Origin of the sequence: Pelomonas sp. SE-A7 (assembly GCF_030345705.1) — a bacterium.
Classification (GTDB): Bacteria; Pseudomonadota; Gammaproteobacteria; order Burkholderiales; family Burkholderiaceae_C; genus JAUASW01.
The window spans coordinates 212,375-225,686 of record NZ_JAUASW010000002.1; the positions used below are offsets into that span (position 1 = coordinate 212,375).

12 protein-coding genes are annotated in these 13,312 nt (G+C 67.8%); all 12 read right to left on the reverse strand.

The genetic code is table 11. The features are described from left to right. Nucleotides 1-67: 67 nt before the first annotated feature. The 12 genes from der to QT382_RS15075 all read right to left on the reverse strand — a co-directional run bounded on the left by der (nt 68) and on the right by QT382_RS15075 (nt 13,278). Nucleotides 68-1,408, reverse strand: coding sequence for a ribosome biogenesis GTPase Der (gene der, locus QT382_RS15020; protein ID WP_289254913.1), 1,341 nt, complete (start codon nt 1,406-1,408; stop codon nt 68-70). Between the two features lie 55 nt (nt 1,409-1,463). Continuing rightward, nucleotides 1,464-2,591 carry an outer membrane protein assembly factor BamB gene (locus QT382_RS15025; protein WP_289254914.1) on the reverse strand — a complete coding sequence of 376 codons (1,128 nt, stop codon included), beginning with the start codon at nt 2,589-2,591 and terminating at the stop codon, nt 1,464-1,466. Next, nucleotides 2,588-3,241 carry a YfgM family protein gene (locus QT382_RS15030; RefSeq protein WP_289254915.1) on the reverse strand — a complete coding sequence of 218 codons (654 nt, stop codon included), beginning with the start codon at nt 3,239-3,241 and terminating at the stop codon, nt 2,588-2,590. The genes QT382_RS15025 and QT382_RS15030 overlap by 4 nt, the downstream gene beginning before the upstream one ends. A gap of 50 nt (nt 3,242-3,291) precedes the next feature. Beyond that, complete coding sequence (gene hisS / locus QT382_RS15035) at nt 3,292-4,572, reverse strand: histidine--tRNA ligase (protein WP_289255465.1); 1,281 nt, start codon at nt 4,570-4,572, stop codon at nt 3,292-3,294. A gap of 15 nt (nt 4,573-4,587) precedes the next feature. Then, nucleotides 4,588-5,859, reverse strand: coding sequence for a flavodoxin-dependent (E)-4-hydroxy-3-methylbut-2-enyl-diphosphate synthase (gene ispG, locus QT382_RS15040; RefSeq protein WP_289254916.1), 1,272 nt, complete (start codon nt 5,857-5,859; stop codon nt 4,588-4,590). A gap of 43 nt (nt 5,860-5,902) precedes the next feature. Next, on the reverse strand, nt 5,903-6,784 hold the full coding sequence (locus tag QT382_RS15045; RefSeq protein WP_289254917.1) for a helix-turn-helix domain-containing protein: 882 nt from the start codon (nt 6,782-6,784) through the stop codon (nt 5,903-5,905). Between the two features lie 13 nt (nt 6,785-6,797). Then, nucleotides 6,798-7,625: a type IV pilus biogenesis/stability protein PilW gene (pilW, locus tag QT382_RS15050; RefSeq protein WP_289254918.1), complete on the reverse strand. Its 828-nt coding sequence runs from the start codon at nt 7,623-7,625 to the stop codon at nt 6,798-6,800. A gap of 21 nt (nt 7,626-7,646) precedes the next feature. After that, complete coding sequence (rlmN, locus tag QT382_RS15055; protein WP_289254919.1) at nt 7,647-8,774, reverse strand: dual-specificity RNA methyltransferase RlmN; 1,128 nt, start codon at nt 8,772-8,774, stop codon at nt 7,647-7,649. 45 nt (nt 8,775-8,819) lie between these two features. Then, nucleotides 8,820-9,245, reverse strand: coding sequence for a nucleoside-diphosphate kinase (gene ndk, locus QT382_RS15060; RefSeq protein WP_289254920.1), 426 nt, complete (start codon nt 9,243-9,245; stop codon nt 8,820-8,822). Nucleotides 9,246-9,351: 106 nt separating this feature from the next. Beyond that, nucleotides 9,352-11,283, reverse strand: coding sequence for a pseudouridine synthase (locus QT382_RS15065; RefSeq protein WP_289254921.1), 1,932 nt, complete (start codon nt 11,281-11,283; stop codon nt 9,352-9,354). Next, entirely contained in the window at nt 11,280-12,002 is a 723-nt protein-coding gene (gene scpB, locus QT382_RS15070) for an SMC-Scp complex subunit ScpB (protein ID WP_289254922.1), read from the reverse strand. The genes QT382_RS15065 and scpB overlap by 4 nt, the downstream gene beginning before the upstream one ends. A 274-nt stretch (nt 12,003-12,276) precedes the next feature. Beyond that, nucleotides 12,277-13,278 (reverse strand): RluA family pseudouridine synthase, encoded by a 1,002-nt coding sequence (locus QT382_RS15075; RefSeq protein ID WP_289254923.1) that lies wholly within the window; start codon nt 13,276-13,278, stop codon nt 12,277-12,279. Nucleotides 13,279-13,312: the final 34 nt, after the last annotated feature.

Here is a 13,312-nt window from a genome sequence, read left to right on the forward strand (position 1 = left end):
GAGAACCCCACGTTAACACAGGGCGCCAAGGAGGCGCTTACGAGTCTCGGTAAGAACCCTAGGCGTGCTAGGCGTCCTTGTCCTCGAAGGGATTCTTGCCCGAGCGCAGCTCGATCTTGAGGGGCGTGCCGACCAGCTTGTAGTGGTCGCGGATCCAGCCTTCGAGGTAGCGCTTGTAGACCTCGGTCACGCCTTCCAGCGAGTTGCCGTGGATGACGACGATGGGCGGGTTCATGCCGCCCTGGTGTGCGTAACGCATCTTGGGTCGGAAGCCGCCCACGCGCTTGGGCGTCTGGTGCTCCACGGCCTCGTGCACCAGGCGCGTCAGCACCGGCGTGGTCATCTTCTTGTAGGCCGACGAGTAGGCAGCGGCCAGCGCGTCCCACAGCGGGCCCAGGCCCTGGCGCTTGAGCGCCGAGATATTGCAGATGGGCGCGAATTTCAGGAAGGCCAGGCGCTGCTCGATCGAGCGCTTGAGCTGCTCGCGCTGGTAGCTGTCGATGGCATCCCACTTGTTGACGGCCACTACCACCGCGCGGCCGCTCTCCAGCACATAGCCGGCGATGTGGGCATCCTGCTCGGACACGCCCTGCGTCGCATCGACCAGCAGCAGCACCACGTTGGCATCGGCAATCGCCTGCAGCGTCTTCACGACCGAGAACTTCTCGATCGCCTCGAAGACCTTGCCCTTGCGGCGCAGGCCGGCGGTATCGATCAGCTTGAATTTCTGGCCATGGCGCTCGAAGTCGACCGAGATCGCATCGCGCGTCGTGCCCGGCATGTCGAAGGCCACCAGGCGTTCTTCGCCCAGCCAGGTATTGATCAGCGTGCTCTTGCCGACATTGGGACGGCCGGCCACAGCCAGGCGGATGACGCCCGGCTCTTCGGCGGCCGGCTCTTCCTCGTCCTCGTCTGAGATGAAGGGCTCCAGCACCGCTTCCAGCAGGCTGCGAATGCCCTGGCCATGCGCGGACGAGATCGGATGCGGCTCGCCCAGGCCCAGCTCATGGAACTCGGCCAGCAGCGGCGAGTCGGCCATGCCTTCGGCCTTGTTGACCGCCAGAAGGATGCGCTTGTTGGCCTGGCGCAGGTAGCGGGCGATGTCCTGGTCCTGGCCCGACAGGCCGGTCCGCACGTCGACGACGAAGATCACCGCATCCGCCTCGGCCACGGCCTGGCGGGTCTGCTTGGCCATCTCCTTGACGATGCCGGTCGTGCTGTCGGGTTCGAAGCCCCCGGTGTCGACGACGATGAATTCCTGCTGACCCAGGCGACCGTCACCGTAGTGGCGGTCGCGGGTCAGGCCGGCGAAGTCGGCCACGATGGCATCGCGGCTCTTGGTCATCCGGTTGAACAAGGTCGACTTGCCCACGTTGGGGCGTCCGACCAGGGCGATGACGGGCTTCATGCGCGGTACTTCCTTGTTGTTGTTCTTCTGCCTGCGGCGCGCGACGAAGCCGGCCTCAGTCGACCTTGAGGCCGAACACGCCGCCCTTGGCGGTCACCACCACGATCAGGCCGGCCACGGCCTGCGGCGCCGCGACCACGGCCGAACCGTCGGTCGCCAGGCGCAGCTGGGTCTTGCCGGTCTCGCGCGACAGGAAGTGGACGAATCCCTCGCTGTCGCCAAACACGGCCAGCTTGCCGGTCAGCAGCGGAGCGCTGAGCTTGCGGCCCTGCAGCTGATCGGCCGACCAGGCGGACTCGCCGTTGGACAGCTTCCAGGCCGTGATGCGGTCGACGCTGTCGGCGCCGAGCACCAGGTCGCCTTCGGCCGAAACGCCCACCGTGCCGGCGTTGTTGCGGCTCCAGACCTGCACACCGCGCTCGGCGTTGATGCAGCCCACAGCCAGCTGGAAGGCACGGGCGCACAGCATTTCGCCGCTGCGCCCCAGGGGGCCGACCAAGTCGGCCAGGCGTTCGACTTCATTCGTGCCGCGCGGGCTGCCGACGACCGCTTCCCAGCGCAGGGTGCCGCGCAGCGGATCGACGCCCGCCAGGCGCGGGCCCTGCCCCACCACCAGCGTGTCCTTGTACGAAGACACCACGCCAGACTGGTTCAGCGTCAGCGGCTCGCCCGGACGGCGCATTTCCCAAAGCTTGCGGCCATCGAGCACGTCGAAGGCCATGACTTGGCGATCCACGGTCAGCACGAACACGCGCTCGCCGGCCACCAGGGGCGCGGTCTTGACCGGCGTGGTCAGTACCTTGGTCCAGACCTTCTTGCCGGCATCCAGCACGACCAGCTCGTTGTCTTCGGTGACGGCAGCGGCAAAGCGACCGTCGCTGCCCACGGCGGCCGAGGGCTTGCCCTTGATGTCGCCACGCCAGATCGACTGGCCGTTGGCCGGGTTCAGCGCCTGCAGCACGCCGTCGCTGTCGGCCACGACCAGGCGGTCGCCTACGACAACGACATTCAGCGGGAACTTGATGCTATCGACCTTGGTCGACCAGGCGGTCTTGCCGGTCAGCGTGGCCGTGAAGGTCTCCTGTGGCAGGCCCTTCTTGGGCATCACCCAGTCGACCACGGCGCAGCCGGACAGCAACGCGGCCAGAGCCAGCGCGCTCAAGGTGCCATGGCGAACCGTCATTGCTTCACCTCGTCGGCCGGCGCAGCGCCCAGACTGGCCAGCTTGGCCTCGATCAGGCGGCGGTAGTCCAGCTGCTTGTCCATGGCGGCATAGGCCTTGGTGTACTCGGCCTTGGCCAGGTCGGGCTTGTTCTGCAGCAGGGCGATGTCGCCACGGCGGTCGGCCACCAAGGCGGCGTAGTCGGGGGCGATGATGCCATCCAGCGTCTTGATTGCGGCGTCGTACTGCTTGGCATCGATCTGCAGGCCGGCGAGGCGCAGCTTGGCGACCTCGCGGTAGTCGGAGGCATTGTCTGCCGCCCAGCTCAGCGTGGCCTGGGCCGCTTCGGCCTGGCCCTTGTCGAACTGGATCTTGGCCGCCAGCAGCGCGCCCTGGGCCGCATAGGTGGTGCGCGGATAGCGGTCCTTCAGGTCGGCGAAGGCGCGGTTGGCCTTGTCCAGCTCGCCGGCCTTGCCGGCGGTTTCCAGCGCGTCGTACAGCGCCGTGGCCTTGGTGGCCTGGTCACGCTGCCACCAGTTCCAGCCCTGCCAGCCGGCAAAGGCCAGCAGGCACAGCGTGATCAGCCAGGTGATCAGGTTGCCGTACTTGTTCCAGAAAGCCTTCAGCTGTTCCAGCTGTTCCTGTTCTTCTAGGTCGAGATGCGAAGCCATGTGCGATACCGGGGAAAACCGTCTTGTTGCTTGGTTGAAGCGAGCCGCGATTATGCGTTGCGCAGTTCCGCCGCCCATCGGGCAGCCTGAGCGAGCTCGCGGGTGTACTGGGCCGCGCCTTCCTGGCGCAGCGGCTTGATGGCGACCTGGCCCTGGGCCAGCTCGTCGGGTCCGAAAACCAGGGCGAAGGCGGCGCCGCTGGCATCGGCCTTCTTGAACTGCGACTTCATGCTGCCTTGGCCGGGATGCAGGACCACGGCGACGCCGGCCGCGCGCAGCGACTCTAGCGTCACCATCACCTGGGGCAGGCCTTCGGCCGAAGGCACGATGGCATAGGCGTCCGGCGTCTGGGCCGGGATGGTGGCACCGACTTCCTCGAGCAGCAGGAGCAGGCGTTCCATGCCGAGGCCGAAGCCCACGCCAGGGGCCGGCTTGCCACCCAATTGCTCCACCAGGCCGTCATAGCGACCGCCGGCACAGATCGTGCCCTGCGAACCCAGGCGCTCGGTGACCCACTCGAACACCGTCAGGTTGTAGTAGTCCAGGCCGCGCACCAGGCGCGGGTTGATGCGGTAGGCCAAGCCTGCCGCATCGAGGATGGCGCGCACGCCGTTGAAGTGGGCCAGCGAGGCTTCGCCCAGGAAGTCCAGCAGCTTGGGCGCGGCCTCGGCCATGGCCTGCATGGCCGGATTCTTGGTGTCCAGCACGCGCAGCGGATTGCTGTGCATGCGGCGCTTGGCTTCCTCGTCCAGCACATCCTGGTGTTGCTCCAGGTAGGCGATGAGGGCCTCGCGGTGCGCGCGGCGCTCGTCCGGCTGACCCAGGCAGTTCAGCTCCAGCACCACGTCGCGGCCTTCGACCAGGCCCAGCTCGCGCCAGAGCAGGCGCGCCAGCAGGATGACTTCGGCGTCCACGTCGGGGCCGCTGAAACCCAGGGCCTCGATGCCCATCTGGTGGAACTGGCGGTAGCGGCCCTTTTGCGGGCGCTCGTGGCGGAACATCGGGCCCATGTAGTAGAGCCGCTTGCCGCCTTCGCGCAGGAAACTGTGCTCGACCATGGCCCGCACCACGCCGGCCGTGCCCTCGGGGCGCAGGCCCAGGTGGTCGCCGTTCATCTTGTCCTCGAAGGCATACATCTCCTTCTCGACCACGTCCGTGACCTCGCCCAGGCCGCGCACAAACAGCGCCAGCGGCTCGACGATGGGCGTGCGCACATTGGCATAGCCATAGCGCTGCAGCACGCTGCGCATCTGCGCTTCCAGCCATTCCCAGCGCGCCGAATCGGGCGGCAGGATGTCGTTCATGCCCTTGACTGCTTGCAAGGGCTGGATCTTCTTTTCAGACATTCAGACCGTGGCGCCGAAGCGCTTCTCGATGTAGTTCTCGACCAGCGCGTGGAACTCGGAAGCGATGTTCTCGCCGCGCAGCGTCAGCGCCTTCTGGCCGTCGATGAAGACCGGGGCAGCCGGCGCCTCGCCGGTGCCGGGCAGGCTGATGCCGATGTCGGCATGCTTGCTCTCGCCCGGGCCGTTCACGATGCAGCCCATGACGGCCACCTTCATGTTCTCGACGCCCGGGTACTTCTTGCGCCAGACCGGCATCTGCTCGCGCAGGAAGTCGTCGATCTGCTTGGCCAGCTCCTGGAAGGTCGTGCTGGTGGTGCGGCCGCAGCCCGGGCAGGCCGTCACGCTGGGATTGAAGTTGCGCAGGCCCAGGGCCTGCAGGATCTCCAGCGCGACCACCACTTCTTGCGTACGGGCCTCGCCGGGCTGGGGCGTCAAGGAGACGCGGATCGTGTCACCGATGCCCTCCTGCAGCAGCACCGACAGCGCAGCGGCCGAGGCCACCGTGCCCTTGGTGCCCATGCCGGCCTCGGTCAGGCCCAGGTGCAGAGCATAGTCGCAGCGCTGGCTCAGCGCGCGGTAGACCGAGATCAGGTCCTGCACGCCGCTGACCTTGCAGCTGATGATGATGTTGTCCGGGTTCAGGCCCAGCTCGCGCGCATAGTCGGCCGAGCTCAGCGCCGACTGAATCAGCGCCTGGTACATGACCTGCTGGCCGTCCCAGGGCTCGGCCCGCTGGGCGTTCTCGTCCATCATGGATGCGAGCAGCTCCTGGTCCAGGCTGCCCCAGTTCACGCCTATGCGGACGACCTTGTCGTACTTCATCGCCGCCTCGACCATCATGGCGAACTGGCGGTCCTTCTTGTCGCCCTTGCCCACGTTGCCGGGGTTGATGCGGTATTTGGACAGGGCCTGGGCCATGGCCGGATGCTCGGTCAGCAGGCGGTGGCCGTTGTAGTGGAAGTCGCCGACCAGGGGCACGTCTATGCCCATGCGGTCCAGCTGTTCGCGGATGTAGGGCACGGCCTCGGCCGCCTCGGGCGTGTTGACCGTGATGCGCACCAGCTCGGAGCCGGCGATGGCCAGCTCCTTGACCTGGATGGCCGTGCCAATCGCGTCCACCGTGTCGGTGTTGGTCATGGACTGCACGCGCACCGGGGCGTCGCCGCCTATGGTGACCACCCGCGATCCCCAGACGACCCGCGCCTGGCGCGTCAGTCGGCGGCCGGCGCGTGCGGCGGCAATGGCTTCTTGCAGGGGACGGATCTCACTCATCGGGACTGGCGCAATCAGACAGAGGAAACGGACAACAGGCGAATCAGTTCAGCTCGAGTCGAGCCACGTTATTGCTGGACTGGGCAGCCAGGTCGACAGAGACGCCCCGCAGGCTCAACTGCGTACCGGCCACATTGCCGATGCGGACCTTGACCGGCGTCTGAACGGACAGCTCGGACACTTCGCCGCTTCGCAGCAGCTTGGACAGCAAGACCTGGCCCTGAGCATCGATCACCTCGATCCAGGTATCGGCCGTGGCCTTGACGCGCAGGGGGACCTGGCCGGCCACCGGCGCCGGTGAGGCATTGGCCCCAGGCGCTGGAGCCGAAGCGGCCGGCAGGTCGGCACGGATCGCAGCCTCCGAAGCGGCCTGGGCTGGAAGGGTGACAGCCTGCGAGGCAGCCGGCTCCAGCAGCACCGGCGTGGGCGCCGAGGCCGTAGTGTCTGGCGCCGCCACCTCGGTGGCCGCAGGACGGTTGAACTGTTCCAGCCAGCTTGAGGGCATCAGGTAGACCGCGGCAGCAGCCAGCAGCAGCAGCAGCGGACCCCAGACCACGGGCCGCTTGAGGATGTCGAGGCTCAGCGTCTCGTCACGCGTGGCGCGCTCGCGGAACGGCTGGTTCAGGCCGCGCGACACCCGTTCCAGGCCGGGATCCTGTACACGAGGCAGCAGTTCCAGCACGGTGGCAGCGTCAACCTTCAGGGCCCGGCACATGGCCTGGGCCAGCGCGCGCACAAAGGTCGGATCGGACAGGTCCTGGTAGCGGTCAGCCTCTATCGCCTCCAGCTTGGACTGCGGCACCTTGAGCGTGGCGGCCAGCACGGCGATGTGCATGCCCTGGGCCTGTCGCACCTGGCGCAGCCAGGCGCCTGCCGTGCGCGGAGCCGGCGCCGTTGTCGGCGCCTCGCCCACCGTGGATTCCATGCTGCGCTCCCCTTCAGTCATCGAAACGTCCATTGTCCAGGGCCAGGGTCTCAGGCGACTGCGGGAAGCGCTTGCGCAGTTCCTGGGCCAGTTCGGTCACGGCGCTCGAATTGTTCAAGCGGCGCTCGATCTTCAGAGCCAGCCACAGGCTCTGGGCATTGCTCTGTTCCGGATTGCCGTTGACGCGCTTGATGTAGAAGCGCGCCCGCTCGGCCTGGCCATTGCGCAGCAGCACTTCGGCCAGGTTGACCTGCACAGCCGGGTTGCCCGGCTCGAGCTCGAAGGCCTTGCCCAGGCTGCGCTCGGCTTCGGCCATCTGCAGGGCACGGGCCTCGCAGACACCCTTGGCCAGCCACGACCGGGCCGGGCCGCGGTACTGGGGTTGGGCCAGCGCCTGCTCGAACTGCGACGAGGCCTCGCCCCAGCGCTTGAGCTGGCACAGGAACCAGCCGTAGTTGTGCAGCGTGTCCGGATCGCGAGGAGCGAGAGCCAGCGACCGCTTGAAGCTTTCGTCGGCCAGGCCGGTCTCGCCCAGGGCCGCATAGATCAGACCGCGCAGGGTCAGGGCCTCGGGCATGTCAGGCTTGATGGACAGAACCTGTTTGACCTCGTTCAGCGCCGTGCCGTACTGGCCACCAGCAAAGTAGCCCGAGGCCAGCTCCAGGCGCACGCCGGCACGGCGGTCGGCATCGGTTCGGTCGAAGTCCGTGCGAGGCACATTGCCACTGCCTCCGGAGGGCGCCTGGGCGCCACCGCCCTGGGTGCCGGCGCATCCCGTGACCAGACCCACCAGCGCCACGGCGCAGGCGGCACGAATCAGCTTGTCGAGGTGCTTGTTCATAGCCGCGGATGGTAGGTGCAATCAGCCCGCAGCCGAACCCGGTTTACCCGGTCTGAGCACCACCGGTGCGCGCACCATGCGCACTTGCACATTGGTGCGGTCCTTCACCTCGCCAGCCAGCTGGCCGCAGGCCGCGTCGATGTCGTCGCCGCGGGTCTTGCGGATCGTGGTGATGAGGCCGGCCTTGATCAGGATGTCGGCAAAGGCCTTGACCCGCTCGTTTGAGCTGCGCTTCAGGCCCGACTCGGGGAATGGATTGAAGGGAATCAGGTTGAGCTTGCAGGGCACCTTGCCCCGCACCAGTTCGACCAGTTCGCGGGCGGCTTCCGGCGTGTCGTTGACGCCGTCCAGCATGCAGTATTCGAAGGTGATGAAGTCGCGCGGCGCCTTGTCCAGATACTGGTTGCAAGCCGCCAGCAATTCGGCAATTGGGTACTTCTTGTTCAGCGGCACCAGCTGGTCGCGCAGCGGGTTGTTGGGCGCGTGCAGGCTCACGGCCAGGGCCACGGGACAATCCTCGCGCAGACGCTCGATCATGGGCACCACGCCCGAGGTGGACACCGTCACGCGGCGGCGCGACAGGCCGTAGCCATGGTCGTCCAGCATGATGCGCAGTGCCGGCACCAGCGCCGAGTAGTTCTGCAGCGGCTCGCCCATGCCCATCATCACGATGTTGCTGATGACGCGCTCGTCGCTGCCGAAGCGCTTGCGCAGGCTGTGCTCGGCATACCAGAGCTGGGCAACGATCTCGCTCGTGTCCAGGTTGCGACTGAAGCCCTGATGGCCGGTCGAGCAGAAACGGCAGCCGACGGCACAGCCGGCCTGGCTGGACACGCACAGCGTGCCGCGGTCGTCTTCGGGAATGAACACCGCCTCGACGGCATTGCCGGCGCCCACGTCGAACAGCCACTTGACCGTGCCGTCGGCGCTCTGATGTTCGGAAATCACTTGCAGCGCAGCGATGTGCGCGCGGCTGGCCAGCTTGTCGCGCAGCGACTTGGCCAGGTCGCTCATCTGAGCAAAGTCAGAGGCGCCCTTTTGATGGATCCAACGAAAAAGCTGGGTGGCGCGGAAACGCTTCTCACCCAGCTGTTCGCAGTACGCGGCCAGTCCGTCTAGATCGAAACCAAGCAGATTGACCGTGTCCATCGTCGTACTTTCAATCCCCCCGCGCCTGGCACGGGGGAAGGTCCATCAACGCGAGTAGACGTTCATGCCGGGGAAGAAGAAAGCCACTTCCTGGGCGGCCGTTTCAGCGGCGTCCGAGCCGTGGACGGCGTTGGCGTCGATGCTGTCGGCGAAGTCGGCGCGGATCGTGCCCTTCTCGGCCTTCTTCGGGTCGGTGGCGCCCATCAGGTCACGGTTCTTCAGGATGGCGCCTTCGCCTTCCAGGGCCTGGATCATCACCGGGCCGGAGATCATGAAGCTGACCAGGTCGTTGAAGAACGGGCGGGCCTTGTGCACGGCGTAGAAGGCCTCGGCCTCGCCACGCGACAGGTGCACCATCTTGGCGGCCACGACCTTCAGGCCGGCGGCTTCAAAACGGGCGTAGATCTGGCCGATGACGTTCTTGGCGACTGCATCGGGCTTGATGATGGAAAGGGTGCGTTCGATCGCCATTGATGTTCTCCTGGAATTTTGGGACTAGGCAAAACCCTGAATTGTAGTCTGGAAAGATGAGCCCGCCGTGTAGGCGGGCTCTCTATCAGGGCTGGATTTCGCTGGATCAGCGGTGGCGACCGCCGCCGCCGCCGCGACCACCACGGCCGCCTCGGTTACCACCACCACCGCCACCACCCTTGCGGTGGAAGGCGTCGGCGCCGATGTAGCCCATCGAGGTCTGCATGGGATCCGGCTCACGCGGGCCACCGCCCTGCTTGTTGCCCCCCTTGCCGCGACCGCCTTGGCCCTGGCCCTGACCACGGTCCGGACCCGAGCCGCCGGCACCGAAGCCCTGTGGGATGCGCTTGCTGCCGGTGGCGAAGCGACGGTCAAATGTCTGCTCCAGCGGGTTGATGTTGCGCGGCATGAAGTCGTCGTCTTCGTCCTCGTCGCGGCCACGCGGCGCGCTGCGCTCGCTCTGGCGCTCCACGAAACGCTGCTCGTTACGCTGCGGCTGTTGCGGCGCCTCGGGGCGGCTGGGACGCGGGCCGCTGCCGGAACCGCGGTCGGAGCGGCGCTTCTTGTCGCGGCCCTGCTCCTGATTCGCACCCGGCTCGCGCATCTGGTGGCCAGCCAGGCGGCGGATGATGCGCACGTCGTCGTCGCTCATCTCCACCCAGACGCCGCGCTTGAGGCCGCGCGGCAGCACCACGGTGCCGTAGCGGATGCGGATCAGGCGGCTGACCGCCAGGCCCACGGCATCGAACAACTTGCGCACTTCGCGGTTGCGGCCTTCGGTGATGACCACGCGATACCAGCGATTGACGCCTTCGCCGCCGCCATCCTCGATGCTCTTGAACTGGGCCTTCTGGCCTTCGATCTCTACACCTTCCAGCAGGCGAGCACGTTGCTCGACATTGAGCGAACCCAGCACGCGAACCGCGTACTCGCGCTCGACGCCGAAGCGCGGATGCATCAGTTGGTTGGCCAGTTCACCGCTGTTGGTGAACAGCAGCAGGCCTTCGGTGTTCAGGTCCAGGCGGCCGACCGACTGCCACTTGCCGTTCTGCAGCTTGGGCAGGCGGCGGAACACGGTGGGGCGGCCCTCGGGATCGTTGAAGGTCACGACCTCGCCGACCGGCTTGTGGTACGCCAGGATGCGCGGCGCCGGGGGCGTGATGCGCACCCTGATCGGCTTGCCACCGACAGACACGCGGTCGCCGAAGGAGATGCGCTGACCGATGTGGGCGACCTCGCCATTCACCTCGATCTTGCCCTCGGCGATCATGTCCTCGATGTCGCGGCGCGAGCCGACGCCGGCCTGGGCCAGCACCTTCTGCAGCTTGGGCGCATCCGGGTCGGCGGCCAGCACACGCTTGGACTCGGCCTCCTCGGCTTCCTTCACTTGCTGCTCAGGCTCGGGCAGAGCTTCCTCGCCATCGAAGGCACCGGCCAGCACGTCGGCGAAACGCTCGCCCACGGCCTCAATCACCTCGGGTTCGACGGCCACGGCCTGCTCGGTCGGCCAGTTGTTCTGGCGTTCGGCTTGAGGCTGGCCTTCGCCGCCCTCGCCCCGACCCTTGCGACCGCGACGGCGGTTGCGGCCGCGGCGGCCTTCGCCTGCTTCTTCGCCATCCACCTCGCCTTCGGCGCGCAGGCCCTCGCCGGATTCACCGGCTTCGCCCGGCGGTGCCGGAGCCGGCGGCGGCGCTTCAGGCTCGACCGGAGCCGGCGGCGGCGCCTCAGGTTCACCGGGCGACGGCGCCTCGCCGGCCGCAGCCGAAGCGGCGGTCTTGCGCGGAGCGCGGCGCTTGGGCGCAGGCGCGGCCTCGGTCACGGCCGACTCGGCAGCGGCAACCTCGGTCACGGCAGCTTCGTCAGCCGCGGTGGCCGTCTTGCGGGGGGCGCGCTTGCGGGCCGGCTTGGCTTCGGCGGCGGCGGACTCGTCGACCGCGGCGGCCGTCTTGGCCGGAGCGCGGCGGCGCTTGGGGGCTGCGGGCTCCGCAGCGTCGGCGCCGGGCAGGTCGGCTGGGTTGGTGGGGTTGTCTTGGTTCATGCGTCAGCTTGCGCCTGAGGGGCGTCGTCGGACTCGGGAGCCGGCTCGGCCGGCGGTGGCGGAGCAGCGTCGACCACGGTCGGCGCCTCCTCGGAAACAGGGGATTCGGAAACTTCTACGGCAGCCGTTTCGGCCGCCGGCTCGGCGGCCTCGTCCAGCAGCGAAGCCTGCAACTCGGCCGGCAGCTCCAGGCCCGGCAGCGGCTGGCCGCCAGCTTCCAGGGCCGGTAGCTGTTCCAGGCTGGACAGACCGAGGTCGTCGAGGAACTGGCGCGTCGTGGCGTAGAGGGCTGGTCGCCCCGGCGCCTCGCGGTGGCCGATGGCGTCGATCCAGCCGCGGTCCTCGAGCTGCTTGATGATCTGGCTGGAGACCACGACACCGCGGATGTCCTCGATGTCACCGCGAGTCACCGGCTGGCGATAGGCAATGATGGCCAGCGTCTCAAGCACGGCGCGCGAATAGCGCTGCGGCTTCTCGGGGTGCAGGCGGTCCAGGTATTCGCGCAGCTCGGGGCGGCTCTGGAAGCGCCAGCCACTGGCCACCGGCACCAGCTCCACGCCGCGACCTTCCCAGTCGCGCACCAGCTCGTCGAGCAGGCTGCGCAAGGTATCGGCGCCGAGTTCATCGGCAAACAGCGTACGCAGCTCGCGCAGGGTCAGAGGCTGCTGGGCGCAAATCAGCGCGGTCTCGAGGACGCGCTTTGCATCCTGTGTATTCATTGACTCTCGTCAGCGTTCCCGTTGGTAACAAACGGCTGGTGCCCGCCGGTTCATTGCGGCGGACGGTACTTCTTGGGCCCGTGCGGCTGCGCCTGCGCTACTGGAAAGCGCGGAATTCGGCAACGTTCGGGCGGGTGCTGGGCGCTCGGGCCGGGTCCGGTCAGACCCGTGGGCAGCGCGTCCAGCGCTTGGGATGCGGCGCTGACCCGGCTGGGCCGGTCGCGACAGGAGCGCATCGTCTGGGCACGCATTGTAGCCTTGCTACCCAGCGCCCTCAGGCCAGCGGATCTGCGGGCAAACCCAGGGCTTGCCAAGCCGCGGCCAAATCGGCAGGCAGCGGGGCGACGAATCGCAGGCTGGCGCCGGTGATCGGATGAGCCAGACTCAAGCGCGCCGCATGCAAGGCCTGCCTCTGCAGATCCAGGGCTGGCGTCCCGGCGTAAAGCGCATCCGACACCAGCGGATGGCCGCGCGAAGCCAGGTGGACCCGGATCTGGTGGGTGCGCCCGCTGTGCAGCACGCAGTGCACGCCGGTGATCGTGCGCTCCTGCCAGACCGTAGTGCCAAGCGGGAACACGTCGGTCCGCGAGGGCTTGCCGCCGGCCAGCACCGCCATCTTCACGCGAGACACCGGATCGCGGCGCAGCGGCGCATCAATCTCCAGGGGCGCGGCGATGCGGCCATGGGCCAGCGCCAGGTATTCGCGGTGGACCTCGCGGGCCGCGATCATGCGGCTCAAGGCCGTGACCGCCTCCAGCGTCTTGCCCACCACCATCACGCCCGAGGTGTCCTTGTCCAGCCGGTGGACGATGCCGGCCCGCGGCAGGCTGGCCGCGGCCGGGTGATGGGCCAGCAAGCCGTTCATCACCGTGCCCGACCAGTTGCCCGCCGCCGGATGCACCACCCGGCCGGCCGGCTTGTTCATCACCAGCAGATGCTCGTCCTCGTGGACGATCGCCAGGTCCATGGCTTCGGCCCGGAACGCCCGGCTCTCCGCCGTGGGCTGCAGCTCGACCTCGACCCGCTGGCCGGCCTGCAGCTTGCGCGAAGCCGTGGTGATGGTCTGGCCGTTGACCCGCACGCAACCGCGCTCGATCAGGCTTTGCAGATGGTTGCGCGAGAACTCTGAGGCCATCTCGACCAGGCAGCGGTCCAGCCGCTGGCCATGCCAGGCGGCGCCGGCTTCGGCACGGCGCGTCTCGACCTCTTCTTCGCCCTGATCGCCTTGCTCGGCCTCCTCGCCGATGCCTTCCCAGCCGGGTCCCAGCTCATCCATATAATCCGCGTTCCTATTTCTGCACCGGGTCGGC

Excerpts from the sequence above, each read along its gene's own strand:
- ispG (WP_289254916.1), bottom strand. The coding sequence starts at position 5,859 with ATGAGTGAGATCCGTCCCCTGCAAGAAGCCATTGCCGCCGCACGCGCC.
- der (WP_289254913.1), bottom strand. The coding sequence starts at position 1,408 with ATGAAGCCCGTCATCGCCCTGGTCGGACGCCCCAACGTGGGCAAGTCG.
- ndk (WP_289254920.1), bottom strand. The coding sequence starts at position 9,245 with ATGGCGATCGAACGCACCCTTTCCATCATCAAGCCCGATGCAGTCGCC.
- QT382_RS15065 (WP_289254921.1), bottom strand. The coding sequence starts at position 11,283 with ATGAACCAAGACAACCCCACCAACCCAGCCGACCTGCCCGGCGCCGAC.
- QT382_RS15075 (WP_289254923.1), bottom strand. The coding sequence starts at position 13,278 with ATGGATGAGCTGGGACCCGGCTGGGAAGGCATCGGCGAGGAGGCCGAG.
- QT382_RS15030 (WP_289254915.1), bottom strand. The coding sequence starts at position 3,241 with ATGGCTTCGCATCTCGACCTAGAAGAACAGGAACAGCTGGAACAGCTG.
- rlmN (WP_289254919.1), bottom strand. The coding sequence starts at position 8,774 with ATGGACACGGTCAATCTGCTTGGTTTCGATCTAGACGGACTGGCCGCG.
- QT382_RS15045 (WP_289254917.1), bottom strand. The coding sequence starts at position 6,784 with ATGGAATCCACGGTGGGCGAGGCGCCGACAACGGCGCCGGCTCCGCGC.
- pilW (WP_289254918.1), bottom strand. The coding sequence starts at position 7,625 with ATGAACAAGCACCTCGACAAGCTGATTCGTGCCGCCTGCGCCGTGGCG.
- scpB (WP_289254922.1), bottom strand. The coding sequence starts at position 12,002 with ATGAATACACAGGATGCAAAGCGCGTCCTCGAGACCGCGCTGATTTGC.
- QT382_RS15025 (WP_289254914.1), bottom strand. The coding sequence starts at position 2,591 with ATGACGGTTCGCCATGGCACCTTGAGCGCGCTGGCTCTGGCCGCGTTG.